This is a genomic window from Zobellella endophytica (assembly GCF_003012775.1).
Lineage (GTDB): Bacteria > Pseudomonadota > Gammaproteobacteria > Enterobacterales > Aeromonadaceae > Oceanimonas > Oceanimonas endophytica.
Window position 1 is genome coordinate 95,624 of the sequence record NZ_PXYG01000001.1, and the last position, 26,535, is coordinate 122,158.

Sequence of the window (26,535 nt, forward strand, 5' to 3'; positions counted from 1 at the left end):
CATTGAATGAAAAACACACATCAAACCCAGAAAAGCACAAGACTCAGGTGAAGTAATGAACGAAGCGGGTTTCAGAACGGTCAAGTCGTCCCAGGTTATTCTCAAAGAGCTGATGGTGCCATCCTATGCCAACTTCGGCGGCAAGGTGCATGGCGGGGTCATTTTGTCGCTGATGGACAAAATCGCCTATACCTGCGCCGCGACCCACGCCAAGGGTTACTGCGTGACCGCCTCGGTCGACTCGGTGGATTTCGTCAACCCGGTGGAAGTGGGCGAGCTGCTCACCCTGTATGCCTCGGTCAACTATGTGGGCAAGAGCTCGATGGAAGTAGGTATCAAGGTGGTGTCGGAAGACTTCAAGAATGGCATCGTCAAGCACACCAACACCTCCTACTTCACCATGGTGGCGCTGGACGAGGAAACCCGTAAACCCAGCCAGGTGGCTGGCCTTATCCTTGAAGACGAAGAGGAAATCAGCCGCTTCGTGATGGGCAAGCTGCGCAAGAAGCTGCGCCGGGCGCACCAGCAGGAGATTGCCGATATCCGCCAGGCGTTGGATGTGGGGCCGGACATGGCCGAGCTGAAAGGGGAAAACTGCCAGCTGGGGGGGCTTTGAGCTACGAGGGCCGGGGTTGAAGGGAATGCCGGCCGGGCGGGGCGCCGGGGCCAAGTACGAGCAACTGGCCTGGCAGCTGCGCGAGCAGATCCGGGCCGGCACCTGGCGGGTCGGCGATCGGCTGCCGTCGTTGCGACAGAAGGCGGAGCAGTCCGGATTCAGCCTGATGACGGTGCTCAGCGCCTATCAGTTGCTGGAAAGCCAGGGTTGGATAGTGTCCCGTCCCCAGTCCGGCTACTTTGTGGCCCCGGCCAGGGAGTCGGCCCGTGAGACCCTGCCCCGGCAACGGCTGCAGCCGTTGCAAGAGGTGGACATCAACGCCTTTATCTTCGATCTGCTGCAGGCCGGCGACGCGCCGGACTGTGTGGCCCTGGGCTCCGCCTTTCCCGACGCGTCTCTGTTTCCCCGCCAGCAGTTAGCCCGCGCCTTGGCCCGGGTGGCCAGGCAGATGCTGCCGACGGGCACCCGGGCCAACCTGCCGCCCGGCTGCGAACCGCTGCGCCGCAGTATCGCCCAGCGCTACGCCGCCCGGGGCATGGACGTCTCGCCCGATGAAATCGTGATCACCTCCGGGGCGCTGGAAGCACTCAACCTCAGCCTGCAATCGCTCACCGCCCCCGGCGACTGGGTAGTGGTGGAATCCCCGGCCTTCTACGGTGCCTTGCAGGCGATAGAGCGTCACCGGCTGAAGGCGGTGGCGATCGCTACCCATCCCCGGGACGGCATGGATCTGGACGCCCTGGAGCAGGCGTTGTGCCAGTATCCGATCAAGGCCTGCTGGCTGATGACCAACTTCCACAACCCACTGGGCGGCACCATGCCGGATGCGGGCAAGCAGCGGCTGCTGGCGCTGCTGGCCGAGCACCGGGTCGCGCTGATTGAAGACGATGTGTACGGCGAGCTGTACTTCGGTGCCGGGCCGCCGTTGCCGGCCAAGGCCTGGGATCGCGAGGGTCGCGTGCTGCACTGTGGTTCTTTTTCCAAAACCCTGGCGACGGGATTTCGCATCGGCTGGGTGGCGGCCGGTCGGCAGGCGCAGGCCATTCAGCGGCTGCAACTGATGAGTACCCTGTCCACCAGCGCACCCATGCAACTGGCCCTGGCCGACTATCTCGCCGGTCACCATTACGACAAACATCTACACACCCTGAGGCGCACCCTGGAGCAGCGCAAGCACGCCTTTTACCGGGCCATCCAACGGGTTTTTCCGCCCTCGGCCCGGGTACATTACGCCGAAGGCGGCTATTTCCTGTGGATTGAACTGCCGGAGCAGATCTGCACCACCCGGCTGTACTGGCGGGCCCTGGAAGAAGGTATCACCATAGCACCGGGACGCATGTTCGCCACCGATGAGCGCTACCGGCATTGCTTCCGGCTCAATGCCTCCCTGTCCTGGAATTCCCGCAACGACGCCGCCATCCGCCGGCTGGCAGAGCTGATCGGCGAACAGCTGGCCTAGTCCGGCTGTTATGTAAGCCGGCGCACAGACCGCAACTGTTATGGTCGATTTACGGCCCACTGTTTATGTCGCACCGTCTGCTCCCATGCTCTACTGCCCGGCGAATTCTTCCCAGCCGCAATGTGAGTCCCATGGAAACATCATCCCAACGCATCGAGGTGCAACAGTTCATCCCTTCTTCTGGCAGCAGGCCTATCGACCAGGGCCATGTCTATGTGCGCGCCCAGCAAGGGCGCTGGCAGCGCTGGCGGCAACGCCTGGGCTGGGCGCTGATGCTGCTGTTCCTGGCCGGCCCCTGGCTGCGCTGGAACGGCCGGCAGGCGATATGGCTGGATCTGGAGCAACAGCGCTTTTACCTGTTCGGCGCCACCATCTGGCCCCAGGATCTGACCCTGCTGGCGCTGCTGCTGATGGTGGCGGCCTTCGCCCTGTTCTTCGTCACCGCCTTGCTGGGGCGGGTCTGGTGCGGCTACCTCTGTCCGCAGACGGTATGGACCTTCTGGTTTATCTGGGTGGAGGAACGGTTCGAGGGCAGCGCCAACCAGCGCCGCCGGCTGGACCAGGCTGCCTGGAGCCCGGTAAAGGTCGCCCGCAAGGGTGGCAAGCACCTGGCCTGGCTGCTGATCGCCCTGCTGAGCGGCGTGACCTTTGTCGCCTATTTCGTGCCGGCAACCGAGCTGGCCAGGGGCCTGCTGGCGTTCTCCGCCGGCCCCTGGACCAGCTTCTGGGTGTTGTTCTTCACCCTGTGCACCTACCTCAATGCGGGCTGGATGCGCACCATAATGTGCACCCATATGTGTCCCTATTCCCGCTTCCAGTCGGCCATGTTCGACCGGGATACCCTGACCGTCACCTACGACGCCCGCCGGGGCGAAAGCCGGGGGCCGCGCGCCCGCAAGGCCGACCCGAGACAGCTGGGGCTGGGAGACTGCATCGACTGCCACCTCTGCGTGCAGGTCTGCCCCACCGGCATCGACATCCGCGACGGCCTGCAGTACGAGTGCATCAACTGCGGTGCCTGTGCGGATGCCTGCGATCAGACCATGAGCGGCATGGGCTATGCCCCCGGGCTTATCCGCTACGCCAGCGAGCGGGAGCTGGCCGGGGGCCAGAGCCGGCTGCGGCGGCCCCGGCTGCTGGGCTACGGCCTGATGATGGGTCTCGCGCTGGGGCTGCTGGCCTACGCCGCCCTGAGCCGCCCGCCGCTGGCGCTGGACGTGCTGCGGGATCGCAACCAGCTGTACCGGGAAACGGCCGAAGGGCAGGTAGAGAACAGCTATACCCTCAAGCTCGCCAACAAGACCCAGCAGCATCGGCATTACCAATTGCGGGTGGAAGGCGCGGACGGCCTGCACTGGCTGGGTGAGCAGGAAATAGAAGTTGCGCCCGGCGAAAGCCTGAGCCTGCCGGTCAGCCTGGCCGCCGACCCTTACCTGCTGCCCGGCCATATGCAGGCGGTGACCTTCGTGGCCGGCGACGGCCAGGCCGAGGTGCGCACCGAAAGCCGGTTCTTCAGCGGGGGAAGGTGAGGGGAGGCAACAAAAGGGCCCATTCGGGCCCCAATATCAGGCCGGCACCGGACCGGTTTGCCCGCCCGCTGGCGGCGTTGCCACTCCTGGTCCATGTGCGGCTCAGCGTAGCAGGCTGTCCTTGCTGGCGCGGCGGTTGATGCTGTCACGACCCTGAGGTGATTTTTCCTGACCGGCCTGGCAGTCGATGCACAGCCGCACTCCCGGCACCGCCCGGCGGCGGGCCTCGGGAATGGGGGCGTCGCATTCCTCGCAGTGGCTCAGGCTGTCGCCGGCAGCGAGCCGACTTCTGGCATTCTGCACCGCCTCTTCCACACTGGCGTCTATCTGCTCCTGCACGGCACCGTCCCGTGCCCATCCTCCGGCCATGGTGTTTCCCCTGTTTTTGCTGGACTCTGCGCCATCTTGGCACCGGCTACCCGGCGGTGCTGTGCGCCGGGTAGCAAAAACGTCAGTCCAGCACCCGGGCCGGTTTGCCCGCCCGCTGGCGGCGTTGCCACTCCTGGTCCATACCCACCTCGGCGGTGGAGGGAGCCAGCGGCGCCTTGCCCCGGATCAGATCTGCGGCCCGCTCCGCCGCCATGATGGTGGGGGCGTTGAGGTTGCCGTTGGGAATGGTGGGGAAGATGGAGGAGTCCACCACCCGCAGGCCCTTGATGCCGCGCACTTTGGCTTCCGGGTCCACCACCGCCAGGTCGTCGGTGCCCATGCGGCAGGAGCAGGAGGGGTGGTAGGCGCTTTCCACCGACCGGCGCACGAAGGCGTCGATCTCCTCGTCCGTCCTGACCTGCTCGCCGGGCTGGATTTCCGCGTCCCGGTAGGGGTCCATCGCCGGCTGGTTGATGATCTCCCGGGTCAGGCGCACGCAGGCGCGAAAGCCCTCGCGGTCTTCCTCGTGCTCCAGGTAGTTGAAACGGATGCGCGGTGCGGCCTTGGGGTCGGCGCTGGCCACCTGCACGAAACCCCGGCTCTTCGGCTTGTTGTGGCCGATATGCACCTGGAAGCCGTGGCCGGCGAAGGCCTCGCGGCCGTCGTAGCGCATGGCGGCGGGCAGGAAGTGGTACTGCAGATCGGGCCATTCCACCCCGGCCTTGGAGCGAATAAAGCCGCAGGACTCGAAGTGGTTGGTGGCGCCCAGGCCGTCCTTCTTCAGCAGCCAGCGGCTGCCGATCAGGAACTTGTTCCACCAATCCAGCTTGCCGTTGAGCGAAATCGGCTCTTTGCAGCGGAACTGGAAGTAGAACTCCAGGTGGTCCTGCAGGTTCTCGCCCACCCCGGGCAGCGCGTGCTTCAGCTCGATGCCGGCCGATTCCAGGGTCTCCCTGGCGCCGATGCCGGAGAGCTGCAGCAGGTGTGGCGAGCCGATGGGGCCGGCGCTGAGGATGACCTCCTTGCTGACCCGCACCTCCTGCACCTGGCCGTTGCGCTCATAACGCACGCCCACCGCCCGCTTGCCGTCCAGCAGCACCTTGTGCACCAGGGCGTGGGTGATCACGGTCAGGTTGGCGCGGCCCATGGCCGGGCGCAGGTAGGCGTTGGCGGTGGACCAGCGTACGCCGTTCTTTACCGTCATGTGCATGGGGCCGAAGCCCTCCTGCTGGCGGCCGTTGTAGTCGGCGGTGTGGAAGTAACCGGCTTCCACCCCGGCGTCCACAAAGGCCTGATACAGCGGGTTTTGCATCCGGTTGCCGTTGTTGACCCCGAGCGGCCCCTGGTCGCCGCGGTAGTCGTCGCCGCCGAAGGCCCAGCTTTCGGCCTTCTTGAAATAGGGCAGGCAGTGGGCGTAGTCCCAGCCCTCGGCGCCGTGCTGTTGCCATTCGTCGAAGTCGCGGGCGTGGCCGCGCACGTAGACCATGCCGTTGATGGAGGAAGAGCCGCCCAGTACCTTGCCGCGCGGGCAGTGCATGCGACGGTTATCCAGGAAGGGCTCGGGCTCGGTCTCGAACTGCCAGGCGTACTTCTTGGTGTTCATGGGGATGGACAGGGCGGTGGGCATCTGGATGAAGATGCTCTTGTCGCTGCCGCCGGTTTCCAGCAGCAGCACGGTGTGCTGGCCGTCCTCGGTGAGGCGGTTGGCCAGCACGCAGCCGGCGGAGCCCGCGCCCACGATGATATAGTCGAATACGTTATCCATTGCGTTACCTCGTCTGGATTTGGTCGACTGAAGTCGACCCTACGGGGCCAGGTCGCTCCCGCTGTGTGCTGTCGGGCCCATTTCAATGGGCCGTCCCTGGTCGACTGAAGTCGACCCTATGGGCTGGCCCTTAAAACGGACTTTCCAGCTTGTTCATGCCCACGTACACCGCCTTCAGTTGGGTGTAGTGATGCAGGGTGGCCAGGCCGTTTTCCCGGCCGATGCCGGACAGCTTGTAGCCGCCCACCGGCATCTCGGCGGGGGAGGCGCCGTAGGCGTTGATCCAGCAGATGCCCGCCTGCAGCCGGTGGATGACCCGGTGCGCCCGGCGGATGTCCTTGGTAAAGACGCCGGCGGCCAGGCCGGTGTCGGTGTCGTTGGCGCGCGCCACCACCTCTTCTTCACCTTCGAAGGTCAGCACCGACATCACCGGGCCGAAGATCTCTTCCCGGCAGAGGGTCATGTCGTCGCGGCAGTCGGTGAAGATGGTCGGCGCCACGAAGTAGCCGTTGGGGGCCGAGGCCGGACGCAGGGCTTCGCCGCCGTGGACCAGGGTGGCGCCTTCTTCCACGCCCTTCTGGATATAGCCCAGCACCTTGTCGTAGTGGGCCTTGGAGATCAGGGCGCCGAAGTTGGTGGCCGGATCCAGCGGGTCGCCGGCCACCATGTTGTTGCGGGTGCGCGCCAGCAGCCGCTCCATAAAGGCCGGGTAGATGTCGTTATGCACGAACACCCGGGTGCCGTTGGTGCAGATCTCGCCCTGGGTGTAGAAGTTGCCGAGCATGGCGGCGGACACGGCGTCGTCCAGATCCGCGTCGTCGAAGATGATCAGCGGCGACTTGCCGCCCAGCTCCATGGTCACGTCCTTCAGCGAGCCGGCGGCGGCGGCCATCACCTTCTTGCCGGTGCCCACCTCGCCGGTGAAGGACACCTTGGCGATGTCCGGGTGCCAGGTCAGCCAGGCACCCACGGCGCCGTCGCCCTGTACCACGTTGAACACCCCGGCGGGCACCCCGGCTTCGATAAAGATCTCGGCCAGCTTGAGCGCGCCCAGGGGGGTTTCCTCCGAGGGCTTGAAGATCATGGCGTTGCCGCAGGCCAGCGCCGGGGCGGCCTTCCAGCAGGCGATCTGCAGCGGGTAGTTCCAGGCGCCGATGCCGGCACAGATGCCGAGCGGCTCCCGGCGGGTATAGTAGAAATCGCCGCCCAGGCTCTGCTGGTTGCCCTCGATGGCGGGGGCGAGCCCCGCGAAGAACTCGATGCTGTCGGCGCCGGTGACCACGTCCACCACCGAGGCTTCCTGCCAGGGTTTGCCGGTGTCCAGCACCTCGATGCGGGCCAGCTCGTCGTTGCGCTCGCGCAGCAGGGCCACGGCCTTGTGCAGGATGCGGGCGCGCTCCATGCCGGTCAGGGCCGACCACTGCGCGAAGCCGCGGCGGGCGGAGGCGATGGCCTGCTCCTTGATCAGCTCGTCGGCCACTTCCACTTCATAGATGGCCTCGCCGGTGGCGGGGTTGACCACGGTGAAGGTGTCGCCGGACTCGTTGGCCAGATAGCGGCCGTCGATAAAATTCTGGTATATCGTCAATGACATGCGTTCACTCCATGCTGCCGTAGCAGGTCCATGATGAATTTCTTGCACAATTGTTCGCCTTCCCGGAAGTCCCGGTCCGGCTCGGTGCTGAGCGCGCTGCGCAGCCAGAAGCCGTCGATCAGGGCGGCGGTCTGGCGGGCGGCAAGCTTTGCCTGCTCCGGCCCCAGCAGGGGGCGGAAGGAATAGCGCAGGTTGCTGATCAGCCGCTGGCTGTTCACCTGTTGCAGCCGGGCCAGGCGCGGGTCGTGCATGGCCTGGGCCCAGAAGCTCAGCCACGACTTGGTGGCCGGGCGCGAGCGCTGGAACTCGGTGAAGTTGGCTTCCACTATCCGCAGCAGCCGCTGCTGCGGGTCGATGTCGGCGCTGGCGCGACTGAGTAGCGCCTGTTTCAGCTCATCCAGCAGTTGCCGGACGGTCGCTTCAATCAGCTCCTGCTTGCCACCGAAATAGTGGCTGATGATGCCCGACGACATCCCCGCCAGCCGGCTGATGCTGTTGATGGTGGTGTTCTGCAGGCCATACTCGGCGACCGAGGCCAGGGTGGCGTCGATCAACTGTTTCCTGCGGGTATCCTTGATTCCGGTAATAGGCATGATTTTTATTAATTGAACGTTCAATAAAAATAAGCCTAAGGACAGTTCCTGAAATGATCAAGCGAAAATTTAGCCAGCGGCGGACCCTCCCTTGCCAAAGGCGGCGGCCTCAATACTGTTAACGACCTTGATGTCTTGTTTTGACAAGTGGGTGTCTTAATCAGCAATGTTGCAAAAGGGTTTCGGCAGTCTACTGGGAGCCTGCCGGAGGAGGCGATACGACCTCCCGGCTCGGCACGTACCGGCCCGTCGCCGGGGCGTCAAACCCGTCAAGCAAGAAGGATGCTGAACATGTGTGCAATACACGGTAACAGGGGTGTGGTCTATACCGGACCCGGCAAGGTCGAAGTCCAGTCCATCGCCTTCCCCGAGCTGTCTCTGGGGAACAGGGCCTGCCACCACGGGGTGATCCTCAAGGTGGTGTCCACCAACATCTGCGGCAGCGACCAGCACATGGTGCGCGGCCGTACCACGGCGCCCTCCGGCCTGGTGCTGGGCCACGAGATCACCGGCCAGATCATCGAATGCGGCCGCGACGTGGAATTCCTCAAGGTGGGCGACATCGTCTCGGTGCCCTTCAACATCGCCTGCGGCCGTTGCCGCAACTGCAAGGAAGGCAAGACCGGCATCTGCCTGAACGTGAACCCGGCCCGTCCCGGCGCCGCCTACGGCTACGTGGACATGGGCGGTTGGGTCGGCGGCCAGTCCGAATACGTGATGGTGCCCTACGCCGACTTCAACCTGCTGAAGTTCCCGGACCCCAACCAGGCCCTTGAGAAGATCCGCGACCTCACCCTGCTGTCGGACATCTTCCCCACCGGCTTCCACGGCTGCGTCACCGCCGGCGTCGGTCCGGGCTCCACCGTCTACATCGCGGGTGCCGGCCCCGTGGGCCTGGCCGCGGCCGCCTCCGCCCAGTTGCTGGGCGCCGCCTGCGTAATTGTCGGCGACATGAACCCGGACCGCCTGGCCCAGGCCCGCAGCTTCGGCTGCGAGACCATCGACCTGCGTGAAGACGGCTCCATGGAAGACAAGCTGGAAGCCATCCTGGGCGAGCGGGAAGTGGACGCCTTCGTCGACTGCGTCGGCTTCGAGGCTCATGCCTGCGGCTGCAACCATGGCAAGGAAGCGCCGGCCACCGTGCTCAACTCGGCCATGGCACTGACCCGGGCCGGCGGCCAGATCGGCATTCCCGGCCTGTATGTCACCGAGGATCCGGGTGCGGCGGACGAGGCGGCCCGGGAAGGCGCACTCAGCATGCGCTTCGGGTTGGGCTGGGCCAAGTCCCACTCCTTCCATACCGGTCAGTGCCCGGTGATGAAATATCACCGCCCCCTGATGCAGGCCATACTGTTCGATAAGGTCCAGATCGCCAAGGCGGTGAACGTGCAGGTGATCACCCTGGATCAGGCGGTGCAGGGCTACGCCGATTTCGACGGCGGCGTGGCGAAGAAATTCGTGATAGACCCCCACGGCATGGTCGCGGCCTGAGCCGTAGGGTTCGTTTTAACGGACCGCCCCGGCATCGGCGCCGGGGTTGGTCCGATGCAGGGTCCACTTCAGTGGACCCTTGTACAGCCGGCGCCGGGGTTGGTCACGATGTAGGGTCCACTTCAGTGGACCATTGTGCAGCCGGCGCCGTGGTTTGGTCACGATGTAGGGTCCACTTCAGTGGACCATTGTGCAACCGGCGCCGTGATTTGGTCGACTGAAGTCGACCCTTACAAGGTCCGCCGCAGGGCCTGTTACAAGGGACCACCCGATACCGCGGAGCGGGCCCTCCGCCTGACGTTTACTCGATATAACAGGTTGATACTATGGAAGATAAGCAAACAGCAATGGACCACACCCTTGAGCAACTGGTCGGCTCCCTCAAACACAAACCCGGCGCCCTGTTGCCTATCTTGCACAGTATCCAGGACCATTTCGGCTATATTCCCGACGCCGCCACCCCCATCATCGTTCGCGAGCTGCGCATCACCGCCGCCGACGTACACGGGGTGGTGAGCTTCTACCATTACTTCCGCACCGAACAACCGGGCCGGCACGTGGTGGAAATCTGCCGCGCCGAGGCCTGCCAGGCCCGCGGCGCCCGCGAGCTGGAGCGCCATGCCAAGGCCAGCCTGGGCATCGACTACCACCAGACCACCCCCGGCCGCGACATCACCCTGAAGGCGGTGTACTGCCTCGGCAACTGCGCCTGCGGCCCCTCGGTGCGGGTGGGCAAGCAGATCAAGGCGCGCATGACCCCGGCCCGGTTCGACGCCCTGGTAAACGAACTGACCACCTACAAACTGGAGCTGAACTGATGAGCCTGCGCATCTTCGTTCCCTACGAGACCACGGCCCTGTCGCTCGGCGCCGAGGACGTGGCGACCCTGATCCGGCGCGAGGCCGATGCCCGCGGCCTCGACATCGAGCTGGTCCGCAACGGCTCCCGCGGCCTGTGCTGGCTGGAGCCCCTGGTGGAGGTGGACGACGGCCGCGGCCGCCGCGCCTTCGGCCCGGTGGCGCCGGAAAACGTGGCCTCGCTGTTCGAGCGCGGCTTTGGCGACGACCATCCCCTGGCCCTGGGGCCGACCGGGGAGATCCCCTACCTCAAGCGCCAGCAACGGGTGACCTTCGCCCGCATCGGCGTCACCGATCCGGTGTCGCTGGCGGACTACCGGGCGCTGGGCGGTTTCGACGGCCTGGAAAAAGCGATCCACCGCACGCCCCAGCAACTGGTGGACACGGTCAAGGCCTCGGGCCTGCGCGGCCGGGGCGGGGCGGCCTTTCCCACCGGCATCAAGTGGCAGACGGTGCTGGACGCCAGGGGCGCGCAGAAATACATCGTCTGCAACGCCGACGAGGGCGACTCCGGCACCTTCGCCGACCGGCTGGTGATGGAGTCCGATCCCTACATGCTGATCGAGGGCATGATCATCGCCGGGCTCGCCGTGGGCGCCACCCAGGGCTATATCTACCTGCGCGAGGAATACCCCCTGGCCGATGAGCTGCTCAATATCGCCATCGAGCGGGCCCGGACGGCCGGCTACCTGGGTGAGGACATCCTGGGCAGTGGCTGCGCCTTCGAACTGGAAGTACGGCTCGGCGCCGGCGCCTACATCTGCGGCGAGGAAACCTCCCTGCTCGAGAGCCTGGAAGGCAAGCGCGGCATGGTGCGCGCCAAGCCGCCGCTGCCGGCCATCGTCGGCCTGTTCGGCCAGCCCACGGTGGTGAACAACGTGCTGAGCTTCGCCGCCGTGCCCTCCATCCTGAGCGAGGGACCCGAGCATTACGCCAGTTTCGGCTATGAGCGCTCCAAGGGCACCCTGCCGTTCCAGCTGGCCGGCAACCTCAAACGCGGCGGCCTGGTGGAGCTGGCCTTCGGCCACCGCCTGCGTGAACTGATAGAAGACTTCGGCGGCGGCACCGAGAGTGGCCGGCCGGTACGGGCGGTGCAGGTGGGCGGGCCGCTCGGTGCCTACCTGGCGCCCGGGCAGTTCGACACCCTGCTCGACTACGAGGCCTTTGCCACCATCGGCGCCGTGCTCGGCCACGGCGGGGTGGTGGTGTTCGACGAGTCCGTGAATATGGCCGAGCAGGCCCGTTTTTCCATGGAATTCTGCGTCGAGGAGTCCTGCGGCAAATGCACCCCCTGCCGCATCGGCGCCGTGCGCGGGGTGGAGGTGATCGACCGTATCGTCGCCAACGACCGGCGCGAGGCCAACCTGGCCCTGTTGGAGGATTTGTGCGACACCATGATGCAGGGCTCGCTCTGCGCCATGGGCGGCATGACGCCCTTCCCGGTCAAGAGTGCATTGCAGTATTTTCCCGAAGATTTCCACCGCCAGGGAGGCGAAGGCTGATGGTTGAGCATTTTTATCCCGAAAAAGACCTGGGTACCCCGGCCGTCGAGTCGGCCACCCTGGTCACCCTGAACATCGACGGCGTCGAGGTGGCGGTGCCCGAGGGCACCTCGGTGATGCGCGCCGCCGCCCTGGTGGACATCAACATCCCCAAACTGTGCGCCACCGACAGCCTGGAGGCCTTCGGCTCCTGCCGGCTGTGCACGGTCGAGATCGAAGGCCGGCGCGGCTTTCACGCCTCCTGCACCACGCCGGTGGCCGAGGGCATGGTGGTGCGCAGCCAGAGCCAGGCCCTGGCCAAGCTGCGCCGCAACATCATGGAGCTCTATATCTCCGATCACCCGCTCGACTGCCTGACCTGCCCGGCCAACGGCGACTGCGAGCTGCAGGACATGGCGGGCGACGTGGGCCTGCGCGAGGTGCGTTACGGCTTTGCCGGCGAGAACCACCTGTCGTTGGGCAAGGATGAGTCCAACCCTTATTTCACCTTCGACGCCAGCAAGTGCATCCTCTGCTCCCGCTGCGTGCGTGCCTGCGGCGAGGTGCAGGGCACCTTCGCCCTCACCATCCAGGGCCGGGGCTTCGACTCCCAGGTGTCCACCGGCAAGCACAGCGACTTTATCGGCTCCGACTGCGTGTCCTGCGGTGCCTGCGTGCAGGCCTGCCCCACCGCCACCCTCACCGAAAAGTCGGTGATCGAGCAGGGCCAACCCGAGCACAGCGTGATCACCACCTGCGCCTACTGTGGCGTGGGCTGCTCCTTCAAGGCGGAGATGAAGGGCGACCAGCTGGTGCGCATGACCCCCTGGAAGGGCGGCCAGGCCAACCACGGCCACTCCTGCGTCAAGGGTCGCTTCGCCTTCGGCTACGCCACCCATAAGGACCGGCTGACCACGCCGATGATCCGCGACCATATCGACCAGCCCTGGCGGGAGGTGAACTGGGACGAAGCCATCGGCTTCGCCGCCCGGCGCCTGCGCGAAGTTCAGGCCAGGCACGGTCGCCACAGCGTGGGCGGCATTACCTCTTCCCGCTGCACCAACGAAGAAACCTACCTGGTGCAGAAGCTGGTGCGGGCGGCGCTCGGCAACAACAACACCGACACCTGCGCCCGGGTGTGTCACAGCCCCACCGGCTACGGCCTCAAGATGACCCTGGGCGAGTCGGCGGGCACCCAGGACTTCGATTCGGTGCTCAAGGCCGACTGCATCCTGGTGATCGGCGCCAACCCGACCGATGCCCACCCGGTGTTCGGTTCCCTGCTGCGCAAGCGGCTGCGCCAGGGCGCCCGGTTGATTGTGGCGGATCCGCGCTACATCGACCTGCTCGACAGCCCCCATACCGGAGCGGCCATCCACCTGCCGATCCGTCCGGGCACCAACGTGGCGCTGGTCAACGCCCTGGCCCACGTGATCGTCACCGCCGGGCTGGAAGACCACGACTTTATCGCCGGCCGCTGTGCCCCCGAGGAATACCAGGCCTGGCGCGAGTTCATCCTGGATCCGCGTCATGCCCCCGAGGCGATGGCGGACATCATCGGCGTGCCCGCCCGGCGCATCCGCGAGGCGGCGCTGCTCTATGCCAGCGCCGGCAACGGCGCCATCTACTACGGCCTGGGGGTCACCGAGCACAGCCAGGGCTCGACCACCGTTATGGGCATCGCCAACCTGGCCCTGGCCACCGGCAATATCGGCCGGCCCGGGGTGGGGGTGAACCCGCTGCGCGGCCAGAACAACGTACAGGGCTCCTGCGACATGGGCTCCTTCCCCCACGAGTTGCCCGGCTACCAACCGGTGAACGACGCCGCCGTACGCGGACGCTTCGAGTCCGCCTGGGGCGCGACCCTGGATCCCGAGCCGGGCCTGCGCATTCCGCGCATGTTCGACGCCGCCATCGAGGGCCGCTTCAAGGCCATGTATGTGCAGGGGGAGGACATCGCCCAGTCGGATCCCAACACCCAGCACGTGGAGGCGGCGCTGCGCTCGCTGGAACTGCTTATCGTGCAGGATATTTTCCTCAACGAAACCGCCAAGTTCGCCCATGTGATCCTGCCCGGCGCCACCTTCCTCGAGAAGAACGGCACCTTCACCAACGCCGAGCGGCGCATCAACCGGGTGCGCAAGGTGATGACCCCCCTGGCGGGCAAGGAGGACTGGCAAGTGACCATGGACCTGTCCAACGCCCTGGGCTACCCCATGCATTACGATCACCCCTCCGAGATCATGGATGAGATCGCCGCCCTGACCCCGTCCTTCACCGGGGTCAGCTACGACAAGCTGGAGCGGCTGGGCAGCATCCAGTGGCCCTGCAACGCCGAGCATCCCGAGGGCATGCCGGTGATGCACGAAGAGCAGTTCCCCATCGGCCAGGCGCGGATGGTGGTGACCGAGTTCATTCCCACCACCGAGCAGGTGAGCGAGCGCTATCCGCTGCTGCTGACCACGGGGCGGATCCTCAGCCACTACAACGTGGGCGCCCAGACCCGACGCACCGACAACAACGTGTGGCACGACGAGGACGTGCTGGAAATACACCCCCACGACGCCGCCACCCGTGGCATCGCGGACGGCCAGCCGGTGAGCATCGACAGCCGCACCGGGCGTACCGTGCTGCGGGCGCAGCACAGCACCCGGATGCAGCCGGGGGTGGTGTACACCACCTTCCACTTCCCGCACAGCGGGGCCAACGTGATCACCACCGACAACTCGGACTGGGCCACCAACTGCCCGGAATACAAGGTGACGGCGGTGCAGGTGACGCCCGAGGCGCCCCAGGCGCTGTCGGACTGGCAGCAACGCTTCTACGACTTCAATCGGGAGCAGCTGGCCCATGCCGGGCAGGGAGACTGAGGAGGACGAGCCCATGGCACAAGGTAAACCAAAAGCCTCGGCTCCCGAACCCGGCCTGGTGGCAGCCCGAGTGGGCCGCCTCAGTGGTGGCCAGGGCCAGGACTGGGTGGCGGAAGAGGTGCCGGTGGCCCTGGTGTACAACGGCATCTCCCACGCGGTGATGATGGCAAGCCCTCTGGATCTGGAGGACTTTGCCTTAGGGTTCAGCCTCACCGAGGGCATCGTCGAGCGGCCGGGGCAGGTCTACGGGGTGGAGGTGAAAGCCGACCCCAGGGGCCTGCGGCTGGAGATAGAGCTGGCGGCCGAGTGTTTCTTCCGGCTCAAGGCCCGCCGGCGCAGCCTGAGTGGGCGCACCGGCTGTGGCCTGTGCGGCACCGAATCCCTGGCCGAGGCGGTGGCGCCGGTGTGCGCCGTCAGCCCCGGCCCGGTGCCGGAGCGGGCGGTCATCGACCGCGCCTTTGCCGAGCTTCGCCACCAGCAGCCGCTGCATTACCAGAGCGGCGCCACCCACGCGGCGGCGGGGTTCGACGGGGAGGGTAACTTGCTGGCGGCGCGGGAAGACGTGGGCCGGCACAACGCCCTCGACAAACTGGTGGGCGCCCTGGCGCGCCTCCAGGTCACACCGGCTTTCGTGATCGTCACCAGCCGGGCCAGCTATGAAATGGTGCACAAGTGCGCCGTGCTCGGCGCCGCCACCCTGGTGGCGGTGTCGGCCCCCACCTCGCTCGCCATCGACCAGGCCCGCGCCGCCGGGCTCAACCTTATCGGCTTCGCCCGCCACGGCGACGGCGTTATCTATACCTGACCGGGACATGCCGATATCGCCCGGCATGTCTTGTAGGGTCGATTTCAATCGACCAACATCAACACCGCGCCGGGTTTTGGTCGAATAAATTCGACCCTCAGACACCTCCATCCGTAGGGTCGATTTCAATCGACCAACATCAGCACCGCCGCCGGGTTTTGGTCGAATCAATTCGACCCTTGACACCTCCATCCGTAGATACTCGATTTCAATCGACCAACATCAGCACCGCCGCCGGGTTTTGGTCGAATAAATTCGACCCTACAGACACCTCCATCCGTAGGGTCGAACTGCCTGTGAAGGCGGCTTACTGGTGGTGGATATCGTCGGGTTTGACAATAATCCAGTTCTTGTCCGCGTCGGCCGGCAGCCCCAGTCTGGCCTGGGTGGCGGCGGCGTCCTTCGCCCAGCCGGTGATGTGCTGGGTGTACTTGCCCTTGCGGTCCACCCACAGCCGGATGCCGCCCTTGTCCACGTCGGTGGCATTCAGCAGCATGTAGCCGTCGGAGCCGGAGGTGTCGCCGGCCACCAGCACCGGTTTGCGCCACTGATCGATCCAACCGATGATGCTGCCGAGCTTGCCTTCGTACCAGGTCATGGGGTTCATCAGGTAGGGGGTCAGTTCGAGCGGCAGGTTGGCCTCGGGCTCGTATTCCCCGGCCTTGATCTGCAGGCGGGAGCTGGTCAGCTCGCCGGTTTCCCGGTTTTTCAGCAGCATGTTCACCCCGATAACGTTCTCCGGCTTGACGTTGTAACCGTATTTGGGGTCGCTCGCGATCATGCGCACGATTTCCTCGCTGGCCGCCGTCATCACATACACCTCGATGCCGTTTTCCTGCAGCCGGTTGTAGAGCTGCTGCATGCCGGCGAAGATCTTCGGCGGCGTGACATGGCCCTCGACCACCTGGTCGCCGTCGTAATACTGGATGGGGATGGGCTCGCCATGGGCCATGACCTCGTCCACGTAGCCCTTGAGCTCGGCCAGGGTGAAGCCGGAGAAGATCTGGGCCACCCAGGGGTAGCACACCAGGTCGTCGATCTCGCACAGGCGGTAGTAGTAACTGTTCAGGCTTTCCTGGTGCTCCGCCGTGTCCTTGAAGGGAATGAGCTTGAGAGACGCGTCCATGGTCTCCCGGGTCAGCAGGCCTTTCATCTCCAGGTAGGGCAGCAGGGATTCTTCGATATCAAACTGATAACTGGTGTTGTCCATGTCGAACACCGCGTAGGCCCCCTGGTTGGTGTTGGCGGCGATCATGGCGTCGAGCTGGCGGGCGGCGTCCTGGGGCCAGTGGCTCAGGGTGGTTTCGGCCTGGGCGAAGAGGCCGGCGCTTGCCAGTAATGCACCGTAAATACAATGACTTATCCTTATCATCGGGTTCTCCTTAGAGTGGGTTGGCCGGGCTCACTGGCCCGGACAAAACAGCCTAGGAGCGAAAATCGGACGAGATATGTCTCCAAACGACCCCTATTTATCTTTTTATGACAATCCTCTTTCGAGCCCTATTTTGGCTAGGGGACGAAGTTTTTTGGTGTCATGTCGCATTCAGGCATTTTTCGGTCGCACCCATGGTGCAATGATGGAAGCATCGTCTTACATTTAGGGTTAATTGAACGTTCAATAAAAAAGTCACCGGCAACAGGTGAACGACAAGCCTCCCCAGAGGGGCGACAACCATAACAAGGAATGGTGGATGGTCATGGTGCTAACGCACGACACATTACGAGTGATGGAACCAATACAAGAGGAATGTATCCATGGAGATGGTGTTATCTGCTGCCATAATGCTGACGCTGGCGGCGTCGGCCTTGATTCTGCTGCGCTTCGGCAAGTTGCGCTGCCAGGGTGAAATGCCCACTTCGCTGTTCACCTTTATCGCCATTCTGTTTACCTCGGGTCTGGACGTGGGCCTGGTGATGTTCCCCCTGACCGAATTCCCGGTGTATGCCAGCGAGCCCGAATACGGCTTCGCCAATCCGCTCGCCATCGAGTTTGGCTTCTGGGGCTTTCTGGTGTGGATGTTCTACTTCCTGACCACCTTCTACTTCGTGCTGATCGAGCCCAGGGTCAAATTGTTCGAGATCCCTTTCGTCAAGCTTATCAACAACCTGGTGATTATCGGCACCTGTGCCTTCACCGGCTTCCTGTTCCTGAGCTACCTGCCCGACTATGTGGAAGGTATTTCCCCCGCGGTGCGCTACGGCCTGGTGGCCCTGGTGGTGCTGTGTGCGGTCTGGTCCAGCTCGGATGTGCGTTACGTCAAGTTCCTGAGCGTGGCCTCGACCTGGCTGTTCCTGGCGCTGATCGGCACCATGTGGTGGAACTCGGGCACCAGCCTTGCGGGTCTGGGCGGTACCGTGGCCGGTATCGGCGATTATTTCACCAATATTCATGAGTTTGTCACCCCGATCACCGATTATCACGCCTTCTACCTGTTCTGGTGGTTCTCCTGGAGCATCATGATCGGCCAGTTCGTGGCCCGCTTCGCCGGTGGCCTGCCGGCCTGGCAGCTGTGCATCGCCATGCTGGTGGTGCCTTCCATTCCCATCGCCATCTGGTTCTCGGTGCTGTACCTGCACTTCAGCGAGGCCATCGTCATCGGCGGCACACTCAGGCTGGCGATGGTGGTGGTGGGCGTTATCTTCGTGATCAACTCCCTCGACTCCCTGATCCGCCTCTACACCAGCAACCTGAACCTGGAGCCGGGCCGGCTCGGATTGCCGGCCTACGTGGCGGGCAACTGGGTGCTGATGTTCGGCCTGGTGCTGCTGTTCCAGTTCACCCCGCTCAAGATTGAGTGGGTGGGCACAGTGGTGATCTTCCTCTACGCCCTGATCGCCGGCCTGCTGTGGCAGCGGCGGGCCCAGTGCAGCGCCCTGGGGCAAGGAGTAAAGGTGCCCGCCAAGGCCGGTTAAGGATGGGAAAGTCGTTACGGAAGGGTCGCCGCGGCGGCCCTTTTTGTGTTTGGAGCCAGGAGGTCGACTTCAGTCGACCAAACCCCGGCGCCGGGGCTGGGAAAGTCCGTTGAAACGGACCCTACGGCAGGCCCGGCGCATATTGTAGGGTCGTCGTAGGGCCGAATTTATTCGACCGAATCCCGGCGCCGGGGCTGGGAAGGTCCGTTGAAACGGACCCTACGGCAGGTCCGGCGCATCTTGTAGGGTCGTCGTAGGGCCGAATTTATTCGACCAAACCCCGGCGTCGTGGGCTGGGAAAGTCCATTGAAACGGACCCTACGGCAGGCCCGGCGCATATTGTAGGGGCGTCGTAGGGCCGAATTTATTCGACCAAACCCCGGCGCCGGGAAGGTCCGTTGAAACGGACCCTACGGTAACCCCGGCAGCGGTGAACGCAAAAAAGCCTGAGCCGTATTATCCGGCTCAGGCAAAGTGGACGGACCTAGTAAGTCCCCCTCGACCAAGTAATCCGTTAACTCAAAACGCGACTTCCACGTTGCCGCTGGGCACGCTGCAGCAGCTCAGCACATAGCCCTCGGCGACGTCTTCGTCGGTGATGCCGCCGTTGTGCTCCATGGCCACCTCGCCCTTGGTCACCTTCACCTTGCAGGTGCCGCAGATGCCCATGCCGCAGGCCTTGGGAATATGCAGGCCCACCTGGGCGGCCGCGCTGTGCAGGGTTTCTCCGGGCATAATATCCACCTGCAGATCGCTCTCCAGGAAGGAGACGGTCAGCCGGTCTTCGGTGCGCTCCAGCTCCTCGGCCAGATCCGAGGCCTCCTGGGCCAGTTGCTCCACGTCCTCGATGACATCCGCCGGGGTGGCGCCGAAGCTTTCCTCGTGGTAGCGGTCCATGTCGAAGCCGGCATGCTGCAGCAGGGTGCGAATGGCCTTCATGTAGGGGGCCGGGCCGCAGCAGAAAATTTCCCGCTCCATAAAGTCGGGGGAAATCAGGCTTAGCATGGTGCCGCTCAGGTAACCCTTGTAGCCGCTCCAGGTTTCGCCGATATCGGTGCGCTCGCAAATAAGGCTCATATGGATATTGTTCAGCCGCGAGTCCATGTGCTGCAGCTCCCGGTAGAATACCAGATCCTTGGGCGTGCGGGCGCTGTGCACGAAATGGATGTCCACATCGGCGTTGGTGTCGAACCACCAGCGCGCCATCGACATCACCGGGGTGATGCCCACGCCGCCGGAGAGCAGCAGCACCTTCTCGTTGGGAAAGTCGATGCAGTTGAAGTTGCCCACCGGGCCGTGCACCGCCAGGGCGTCGCCTTCCTTCAGGTTGTCGTGCAGCCAGTTGGACACCACGCCGCCGGGCACCCGCTTGACGGTAATGGAGAAGCTGTAGGGCACCGAGGGGGAGGAGGCGATGGTGTAGCTGCGCATCACCGTCTGTTCATCGATCTCCAGCTCCAGGGTCACGAACTGGCCGGGCTTGAAGAAAAACAGCAGCGGGCTTTCCGCGGTAAAGCAGAAGGTGCGCACGTCCCAGGTTTCCTGGATTACGCGTACGCAGCGCACCGGGTGGCGCCCGTTGCTCCAGGTCTGGGTATTGATGGGTAAAATAAAGTCCTGATTCATCGCTGTCCTCCGGTGGGGCCAGGGGAGCTATCCCCGCGTTGTCCTTATGCCCGCATTCTTGAGCAGTTTGGCTCCGGACGGTTGCTTAAAAACGACATGGAAATGTCCGCCAGCCCCGCTTCGGCTCAAGGGATGGGCGCCGCCGGGGCAGGGCGCAGGCAGGCAGGTCGGAAAACAGCGGGAGGCGAGTCGTTTTCAGATAATCCGCGCTTGATAACCATGATAAAAATATGGCCAACAGTGGGGGCCAACTCAGAGGTCGGGACACCCCACTCCCTCAACACAGCAAAGGAAGCAATACAGATGGAGCAGAGCATCACCACCGTCATCGGTACCAGCCCCAACCTGGCGGAAACCGTACAACTGTTGCGAGAGCGCCGTCCCGGCTACTCCCTTCCTCAGGCCTGCTACAACAGCGCCGAGGTATTCGCCGCCGACATGGAGCAAATCTTCTACAAGGAATGGCTGTACGTGGGCCTGAGCTGCGAGATCCCCCAGCCGGGCAACTTTATTACCCTGGAGGTGGGCAACAACCCCATCACCATAGTGCGCAACAAACAGGGGGTACAGGCCTTCCACAACGTCTGCCGCCACCGGGGCTCGCGCCTGTGCACCTCGAAAAAAGGCAAAGTGGCCAAGCTGGTGTGCCCCTACCACCAGTGGACCTACGAGCTGGACGGCCAGCTGCTCTACGCCGGCAACGAGATGGGCGACCAGTTCGACAAGGCTGACTTCCCGCTCAAACAGGTGCACACCAAAACCGCCGGCGGCTATATTTTCATCAGCCTGGCGGAGAACCCGCCGGAAATCGACGGTTTCCTGGCCGAACTGGAACGCTACCTGGAGCCCTACGATCTGGAAAACGCCAAGGTGGCGGTACAGTCCGAGATCATCGAGCAGGCCAACTGGAAGCTGGTGATCGAGAACAACCGGGAATGCTACCACTGCGCCGGCTCCCACCCGGAGCTGCTCAACACCCTGCTGGAGTGGGACGACACCAACGATCCCCGTGCCAGCGACGCCTTCAAGGCCCACGTGGCGCGCAAGGCGGCCGAGTGGGACGCCGACAACATCCCTCACCAGCACATCTCCTTCGGCCTGCGCAACCGCATGGTGCGCATGCCCCTGGCCGAAGGCAAGGTGGCCATGACCATCGACGGTACCCCCGCCTGCCAGAAGCTGCTGGGCCGGGTAAAAGAACGAGATCTGGGCTCGCTGCGCATACTGCACCTGCCCAACTCCTGGAACCACGGCCAGGGCGACCACCTGATCACCTTCCAGGTGATCCCGGTCGGCCCCCAGCAGACCAAGGTGATCACCAAGTGGGTGGTGCACAAGGACGCGGTGGAAGGGGTGGACTACGACGTGGAAAAACTGCGCCGGGTGTGGGACGCCACCAACGATCAGGACAGAACCCTGGCCGAGGAGAACCAGCGCGGCATCAACTCCATCGCTTACGAGCCGGGCCCCTACTCGCCCACCTACGAGTTTGGGGTAGTGAACTTCATCAACTGGTACGCCGACACCTTGGTGGCCAACGCCCTGGGCCAGACTCTGTCTGTAGAACTACCGGAATAAGCGGTTGCCGCGACTGATAAAAACACCAAGGGGAGCCCAGGCTCCCCTTGGTGTTTATGGACGGTTGGTGATTGGTTGGTCCACTGAAGTGGACCCTACAATGGTCCCTATGGTGGACCCTGCGGACGGGCTACCTGTAGAGTCGACTTCAGTCGACCGGGTGTGACACTGGTAGCAGATAGGCAAACCAGAAATGGCGCCGCTATTACAACCACATGGCATCCCACCAGGGGTAATCACCGACCCGTTGTACCAGACCGGCGCGTAACGGATTGGCGACGATATACCGTGCTATACCCCTTAAATCCTCGTCCTTGCGAACCGCATGATCATGAAACCCTTTTTGCCATATATGCCCTTGGTCATGATGCAGCTCGTTCAGGTGCTTTGCCGTTCGCCCCTTGAGCAATTTGATCACCGTTGACAACTCGGTGTTTTCACCAAGTTGAAACAACCAATGCAGATGATCTGGCATCAGCACCCAGGCGACAGACATCATCAATTGCTCCTGGTGTAGCCGCTTCATGTCTTGCACCACGATACGAGCATGTTCAAAGGAGCCGAACCAGGGCCTTCGCCGGTGGGTGCAAATGGTGATGTGGTAGCAATAGCCGGGTAGAGAGCAACGGCCTACCAACAGTTTTTCTCTGGTCATGTCAAAACAGGGAAATAGCGATGTCATTCTCGGATGTGGAAAGGTTAGTCGACACGGCGGGAGAACAGGAAGTGAACCCTACAACAGCCCCCACGGATGTGGTGCTGGTAGGGTCACCGAAAGGCCGGTACAGGTCCACTGAAGTGGACCCTACAGCAGCCCCCACGGATGTGGTGTTGGTAGGGTCGACTTCAGTCGACCGAAAGGCCGGTACAGGTCCACTAAAGTGGACCCTACAACAACCCCCACGGATGTGGTGCTGGTAGGGGCGACTTCAGTCGACCGAAAGGCCGGTACAGGTCCACTGAAGTGGACCCTACAACAGCCCCCACGGATGTGGTGCTGGTAGGGTCGACTTCAGTCGACCGAAAGGCCGGTACAGGTCCACTGAAGTGGACCCTACAGCAGCCCCCACGGATGTGGTGTTGGTAGGGTCGACTTCAGTCGACCGAAAGGCCGGTACAGGTCCACTGAAGTGGACCCTACAACAACCCCCACGGATGTGGTGTTGGTAGGGTCGACTTCAGTCGACCGAAAGGCCGGTACAGGTCCACTGAAGTGGACCCTACAACAACCCCCACGGATGTGGTGTTGGTAGGGGCGACTTCAGTCGACCGGGTGCATATTTTTACCCCAGAGACTCCTCCACCAGGGCCAGCACCTCCGGGTGCAGCAATTCCCGCTTGGCCAGCAAGGCTTCCAGCCGTTCCCGCCACAAGGCGGCGTCCGGGCCGGCCAGCAGCAGCGCCAGCAAGGTCCGGCATTCCGCCAGCGACAGCCGGCCGGCCTCCGCCAGCCCCCAGGCCTGCAGCTGGGCCCGGAAATCGTCCTGATCGATAAGCTCGGTGATCATCATCGTTGGTTCCTCCGTCGTTTTTGCCTCAGCCTAAGCAGCGCCAACCACGGCGGCAAGGGCGGAGGCGTCACCATGTCGCATTCAGAACAGAGATGGTGAAACGGGACGCCCCTGAATAACGTGGTGTCGTACCGGGGAAGTTTTGAGCGGTCATTAACTGTTCTGATAGGGGCCGGTATTTGCTGGTCGCGACCGGTACCTGTAAATGGACACGACCAGCCAATACCCATAGAACCGGGCAGCGGCGCAAGAGGACGACAGCGCCATTGCCTGCCAAGTTGCAACAGCCCCCAATCCGACGGAGATCTTGTCCTATGTTAGGCAAAGATGGAATTTTGAAAGGAATGAGTCCGGCGGCAACGATCAGCTCCATGGTGATCGTTACCTTGTTTGTGTTGGGCGGAGCCCTGTTTCCGGACTCCGCCGCCAGCCTGTTCGACACCTTGTCAGGAGGTATTCTCAGCCATTTCAAGTGGTACTACATCGCCATCGTCGCCCTGATGCTGGTATTTTGCGTGGTACTGGCCTGCAGCCGTTTCGGCCAGCTGCGCCTGGGCGCCGACGACGCCAGACCGGAATACAGCCTGTTTTCCTGGTTCGCCATGCTGTTCAGCGCCGGCATGGGCATCGGCCTGGTGTTCTGGTCCATCGCCGAGCCCATCTACCACTTCCAGAGCAATCCCTTTATCGAGCAGGGCATGACCGCCGAGGCGGCGGAAGTGGCCATGCGCATCACCTTCTTCCACTGGGGTCTGCATCCCTGGGCCATCTACGTGGTGGTGGGGCTGGCGCTGGCCTACTTCTCCTACCGCAAGGGATTGCCGCTGACCATTCGCTCCGCCCTCTATCCACTGATCGGCAAGCGCATCTACGGCTGGATGGGCCATACCGCCGACGTGCTGGCGGTGTTCGGCACCGTGTTCGGGGTGGCCACCTCCCTTGGCCTGGGCGTGTCCCAGATCAACACCGGCCTCAACCACCTGTTCGGAGTAGAGATCAGCACCACCAACCAGTTGTTGCTGATCCTGGTGATCTCCCTGATCGCCACCGCCTCGGTGCTGTCCGGCATCGGCCGCGGGGTGAAATGGTTGTCGGAGATCAACATCTGGCTGACCCTGGCCATCCTGCTGTTCCTGCTGGTATACGGCCCCACCCGTTTCCTGCTGCATAGCTATGTGCAGGGCATCGGCGACTACCTGGCCCACGTGATACCGCTCAGCACCTGGACCGACGCCAACAAAGACAGCCAGTGGCAGTCCTGGTGGACGGTGTTCTACTGGGCCTGGTGGATGTCCTGGTCGCCCTTCGTCGGCATGTTTATCGCCCGTATTTCCAAGGGGAGAACCATCCGCGAGTTCATCTGCGGTGTGTTGCTGGTGCCCACCCTGCTCGGCATGTTGTGGCTGACCCTGTTCGGCGGCACCGCGCTCTACCTCGAACTGACCCACACCGTGACCAATGCCGCCGGCGAAGTGGTCTCGGCCGTCGGCGAGGCGGGTATTGTCGCTGCCGTGGGCGAAAACGTGACCTCGGCGCTGTACGCCACCCTCAGCCTGCTCGAGGACGGCAGCGTCGGCTACCTGGCCGCGGTGCTGGCCACCGTGTTGGTGGCGCTCTACTTCATCACCTCCGCCGACTCCGGCACCCTGGTGGTGACCACCATCCTCTCGCTGGGCGAGGAGCATCCGCCGCGCAGCCAGCGGGTGTTGTGGAGCCTGGCGGTGGCCGCCGTGGCCGCCATCCTGATGCTGGCGGGCGGACTCAAGGCGTTGCAAACCGCCTCCATTATCGCCGCCTTTCCCTTCTCGGCGGTGATCATGGTGATGATGTGGGGCCTGTTCCGCGCCCTGCACCAGGAGTTGCCCGCGCCGCAGCCGGAGACGGTGAAGGTACCGCCGGTACGCTGAATCATCGGCACTTGCCAACGGCATGATGCGATTTTCTGGGGCAAGGTTGCCGTACCTTGCCCCATTTTGGGTCCGGACTTCTCCAGTAGGCCACATTTGCCAAAACAATCCACCGAAAACCCATGTTATTTTCTGCGAAAAAGCCCCTCATCATGTATTTTTCTGAATTTTTACTCCTCCTGAACAGCTGGCGCATATATTGCTTTTTGTTTTGCTGAAGCGCCCGCACCGCAAGGGATTGCCGATAGAAACGACAAGTTTTTCTGAAGCGCTCGGCGGGTGGAAATGTTCATTATTCGATGTTTGTCACAAGTTCATTATGAGGCATTAAAGAAAGCAGAGAAAAGATGTTGCAACAGCACGCCATGTTATATCTTTTTTAAATCTGTGTATTTGGGATGTAAATGGCGGGGTTCCGTCATTGAGTCGCCGTCGTATAAACAGGGATCCCGGCTGCCACCGCACAGGGACCAGGAGCAAGAGCAATGAGTCAAACACAACGCGTCGGTTTTTTACTGGTGGACAACTTCACCATGATCTCCCTTGCCTCTGCCATCGAGCCCCTGCGCATGGCCAACCAGCTGTCGGGACAGCCGCTCTACGAGTGGGTGATGCTCACCGAAACCGGCCAGCCGGTGCGGGCCAGCGACAACATCATGGTCACCCCGGATCACGGTATTCACGACTGCGGCCATATCGATATGGTGCTGGTGTGCGGCGGGGTGGGGGTGGCCAACGCCCGCAGCCGCAGCCTGCGCGCCTGGCTACAGCAACTGGCCCACCGCCGGGTCAAGCTCGGCGCCCTGTGCACCGGCAGCTACCTGCTGGCCGACGCCGGCGTGCTCACCGGCTACCGCTGCACCCTGCACTGGGAATACATGGCCGCCTTCAAGGAGGCCTTTCCGCAATTGGATACCAGCAACGCCCTCTACTGCATCGATCGGGATCGCCTCACCAGCAGCGGCGGCACCGTGCCCATGGACATGATGCTGCACCTCATCGAAAAGGAGCACTCCAGCGTGCTCAGCACCGCCATCTGCGACATGTTCCTGTGCGAGCGTATCCGCGAAGGCCAGGAAGAGCAGCGCGTGCCCCTGCGCCACCTGGTGGGCTCGGCCCAGCCCAAACTGGCCGAGGTGGTGGCACTGATGGAAGCCAACCTCGAAGAGCCCATCACCCTGGACGAACTGGCCCACTACGTGGGGCTGTCGCGCCGCCAGGTGGAGCGGCTGTTCCAGCGCCACGTGAAGTGCTCGCCCTCCCGCTACTACCTGAACCTGCGGCTCAAGCGGGCCCGGCAGCTGCTGCGCCAGACCTCCTATTCCATCATCGAAATCGCCACCGCCTGCGGCTTCGTTTCCACCCCCCATTTCAGCAAATGCTACCGGGAGAACTTCGGCGTGCCGCCCCGGGACGACCGCTGCGGCCGCTCCGCGCCCAAGGCCGAGGAAATCGCCCCGGTCATGCCCGAGCTGGAGCTCAACATCCGCCTGGATTCGGCCCGCGGCGAACCCACCTTCGCTTCGATCACCCTTTAAGGTTTGTTTCCCTTATCAACCCAAGGCCCCGCG

At 63.5% G+C, this 26,535-nt stretch carries 20 protein-coding genes; 12 read left to right on the forward strand and 8 right to left on the reverse strand.

Features of this window, described 5'->3' with window-relative positions:
* Positions 1-55 precede the first annotated feature (55 nt).
* The 3 genes from C7H85_RS00465 to ccoG all read left to right on the forward strand — a co-directional run bounded on the left by C7H85_RS00465 (position 56) and on the right by ccoG (position 3,604).
* A complete protein-coding gene (locus C7H85_RS00465; RefSeq protein WP_106727764.1) occupies positions 56-616 on the forward strand; it encodes an acyl-CoA thioesterase in 561 nt (186 codons plus the stop codon).
* Between the two features lie 25 nt (positions 617-641).
* A complete protein-coding gene (locus C7H85_RS00470; RefSeq protein ID WP_106727765.1) occupies positions 642-2,075 on the forward strand; it encodes an aminotransferase-like domain-containing protein in 1,434 nt (477 codons plus the stop codon).
* Between the two features lie 131 nt (positions 2,076-2,206).
* Positions 2,207-3,604, forward strand: a complete 1,398-nt coding sequence (ccoG, locus tag C7H85_RS00475; RefSeq protein WP_106727766.1) for a cytochrome c oxidase accessory protein CcoG — start codon at positions 2,207-2,209, stop codon at positions 3,602-3,604.
* Positions 3,605-3,706: 102 nt separating this feature from the next.
* On the opposite strand, the gene C7H85_RS00480 is transcribed toward ccoG, so the two are convergent.
* The 4 genes from C7H85_RS00480 to betI all read right to left on the reverse strand — a co-directional run bounded on the left by C7H85_RS00480 (position 3,707) and on the right by betI (position 7,925).
* Positions 3,707-3,973: a DksA/TraR family C4-type zinc finger protein gene (locus tag C7H85_RS00480; protein WP_106727767.1), complete on the reverse strand. Its 267-nt coding sequence runs from the start codon at positions 3,971-3,973 to the stop codon at positions 3,707-3,709.
* 82 nt (positions 3,974-4,055) lie between these two features.
* Complete coding sequence (gene betA, locus C7H85_RS00485) at positions 4,056-5,738, reverse strand: choline dehydrogenase (protein ID WP_106727768.1); 1,683 nt, start codon at positions 5,736-5,738, stop codon at positions 4,056-4,058.
* 130 nt (positions 5,739-5,868) lie between these two features.
* Positions 5,869-7,332 carry a betaine-aldehyde dehydrogenase gene (gene betB, locus C7H85_RS00490; protein ID WP_106727769.1) on the reverse strand — a complete coding sequence of 488 codons (1,464 nt, stop codon included), beginning with the start codon at positions 7,330-7,332 and terminating at the stop codon, positions 5,869-5,871.
* Positions 7,323-7,925, reverse strand: a complete 603-nt coding sequence (gene betI / locus C7H85_RS00495) for a transcriptional regulator BetI (RefSeq protein WP_106727770.1) — start codon at positions 7,923-7,925, stop codon at positions 7,323-7,325. Before betI ends, betB begins: the two co-directional genes overlap by 10 nt.
* Positions 7,926-8,216: 291 nt before the next feature.
* Between betI and fdhA the strand changes: the two genes are divergently transcribed.
* The 5 genes from fdhA (at position 8,217) to fdhD (ending at position 15,429) form a co-directional block, all read left to right on the forward strand.
* Positions 8,217-9,416 carry a formaldehyde dehydrogenase, glutathione-independent gene (fdhA, locus tag C7H85_RS00500; RefSeq protein WP_106727771.1) on the forward strand — a complete coding sequence of 400 codons (1,200 nt, stop codon included), beginning with the start codon at positions 8,217-8,219 and terminating at the stop codon, positions 9,414-9,416.
* A gap of 326 nt (positions 9,417-9,742) precedes the next feature.
* Entirely contained in the window at positions 9,743-10,234 is a 492-nt protein-coding gene (locus tag C7H85_RS00505; RefSeq protein WP_094039493.1) for a formate dehydrogenase subunit gamma, read from the forward strand.
* The gene (locus C7H85_RS00510; protein ID WP_106727772.1) at positions 10,234-11,775 is read left to right on the forward strand and encodes a formate dehydrogenase beta subunit; all 1,542 of its coding nucleotides are present in this window, start codon (positions 10,234-10,236) and stop codon (positions 11,773-11,775) included. The genes C7H85_RS00505 and C7H85_RS00510 overlap by 1 nt, the downstream gene beginning before the upstream one ends.
* Positions 11,775-14,624, forward strand: coding sequence for a formate dehydrogenase subunit alpha (gene fdhF, locus C7H85_RS00515; protein ID WP_106727773.1), 2,850 nt, complete (start codon positions 11,775-11,777; stop codon positions 14,622-14,624). The genes C7H85_RS00510 and fdhF overlap by 1 nt, the downstream gene beginning before the upstream one ends.
* A gap of 13 nt (positions 14,625-14,637) precedes the next feature.
* Positions 14,638-15,429 carry a formate dehydrogenase accessory sulfurtransferase FdhD gene (fdhD, locus tag C7H85_RS00520; RefSeq protein WP_106728579.1) on the forward strand — a complete coding sequence of 264 codons (792 nt, stop codon included), beginning with the start codon at positions 14,638-14,640 and terminating at the stop codon, positions 15,427-15,429.
* A gap of 307 nt (positions 15,430-15,736) precedes the next feature.
* Here the strand turns inward: fdhD and C7H85_RS00525 are convergent, their stop codons facing one another.
* Entirely contained in the window at positions 15,737-16,801 is a 1,065-nt protein-coding gene (locus C7H85_RS00525; protein ID WP_106727774.1) for an HAD family hydrolase, read from the reverse strand.
* 383 nt (positions 16,802-17,184) lie between these two features.
* Between C7H85_RS00525 and C7H85_RS00530 the strand changes: the two genes are divergently transcribed.
* Positions 17,185-18,342, forward strand: a complete 1,158-nt coding sequence (locus tag C7H85_RS00530; RefSeq protein ID WP_106727775.1) for a BCCT family transporter — start codon at positions 17,185-17,187, stop codon at positions 18,340-18,342.
* Positions 18,343-18,861: 519 nt separating this feature from the next.
* Here C7H85_RS00530 and C7H85_RS00535 read toward each other — a convergent pair.
* Positions 18,862-19,968 carry an FAD-binding oxidoreductase gene (locus tag C7H85_RS00535; RefSeq protein ID WP_106727776.1) on the reverse strand — a complete coding sequence of 369 codons (1,107 nt, stop codon included), beginning with the start codon at positions 19,966-19,968 and terminating at the stop codon, positions 18,862-18,864.
* A gap of 303 nt (positions 19,969-20,271) precedes the next feature.
* Between C7H85_RS00535 and C7H85_RS00540 the strand changes: the two genes are divergently transcribed.
* The gene (locus C7H85_RS00540) at positions 20,272-21,546 is read left to right on the forward strand and encodes an aromatic ring-hydroxylating oxygenase subunit alpha (RefSeq protein WP_106727777.1); all 1,275 of its coding nucleotides are present in this window, start codon (positions 20,272-20,274) and stop codon (positions 21,544-21,546) included.
* 205 nt (positions 21,547-21,751) lie between these two features.
* Here the strand turns inward: C7H85_RS00540 and C7H85_RS00545 are convergent, their stop codons facing one another.
* The gene (locus C7H85_RS00545) at positions 21,752-22,228 is read right to left on the reverse strand and encodes an REP-associated tyrosine transposase (protein ID WP_342749319.1); all 477 of its coding nucleotides are present in this window, start codon (positions 22,226-22,228) and stop codon (positions 21,752-21,754) included.
* A gap of 601 nt (positions 22,229-22,829) precedes the next feature.
* Positions 22,830-23,057 carry a hypothetical protein gene (locus tag C7H85_RS00550; RefSeq protein WP_106727779.1) on the reverse strand — a complete coding sequence of 76 codons (228 nt, stop codon included), beginning with the start codon at positions 23,055-23,057 and terminating at the stop codon, positions 22,830-22,832.
* Between the two features lie 314 nt (positions 23,058-23,371).
* Here C7H85_RS00550 and C7H85_RS00555 point away from each other — a divergent pair, with 314 nt between their 5' ends.
* Both C7H85_RS00555 and gbdR read left to right on the forward strand, forming a co-directional pair.
* Positions 23,372-24,964, forward strand: coding sequence for a BCCT family transporter (locus C7H85_RS00555; protein WP_168388224.1), 1,593 nt, complete (start codon positions 23,372-23,374; stop codon positions 24,962-24,964).
* Positions 24,965-25,449: 485 nt separating this feature from the next.
* A complete protein-coding gene (gbdR, locus tag C7H85_RS00560; protein WP_106727781.1) occupies positions 25,450-26,502 on the forward strand; it encodes a choline metabolism transcriptional regulator GbdR in 1,053 nt (350 codons plus the stop codon).
* Positions 26,503-26,535 lie beyond the last annotated feature (33 nt).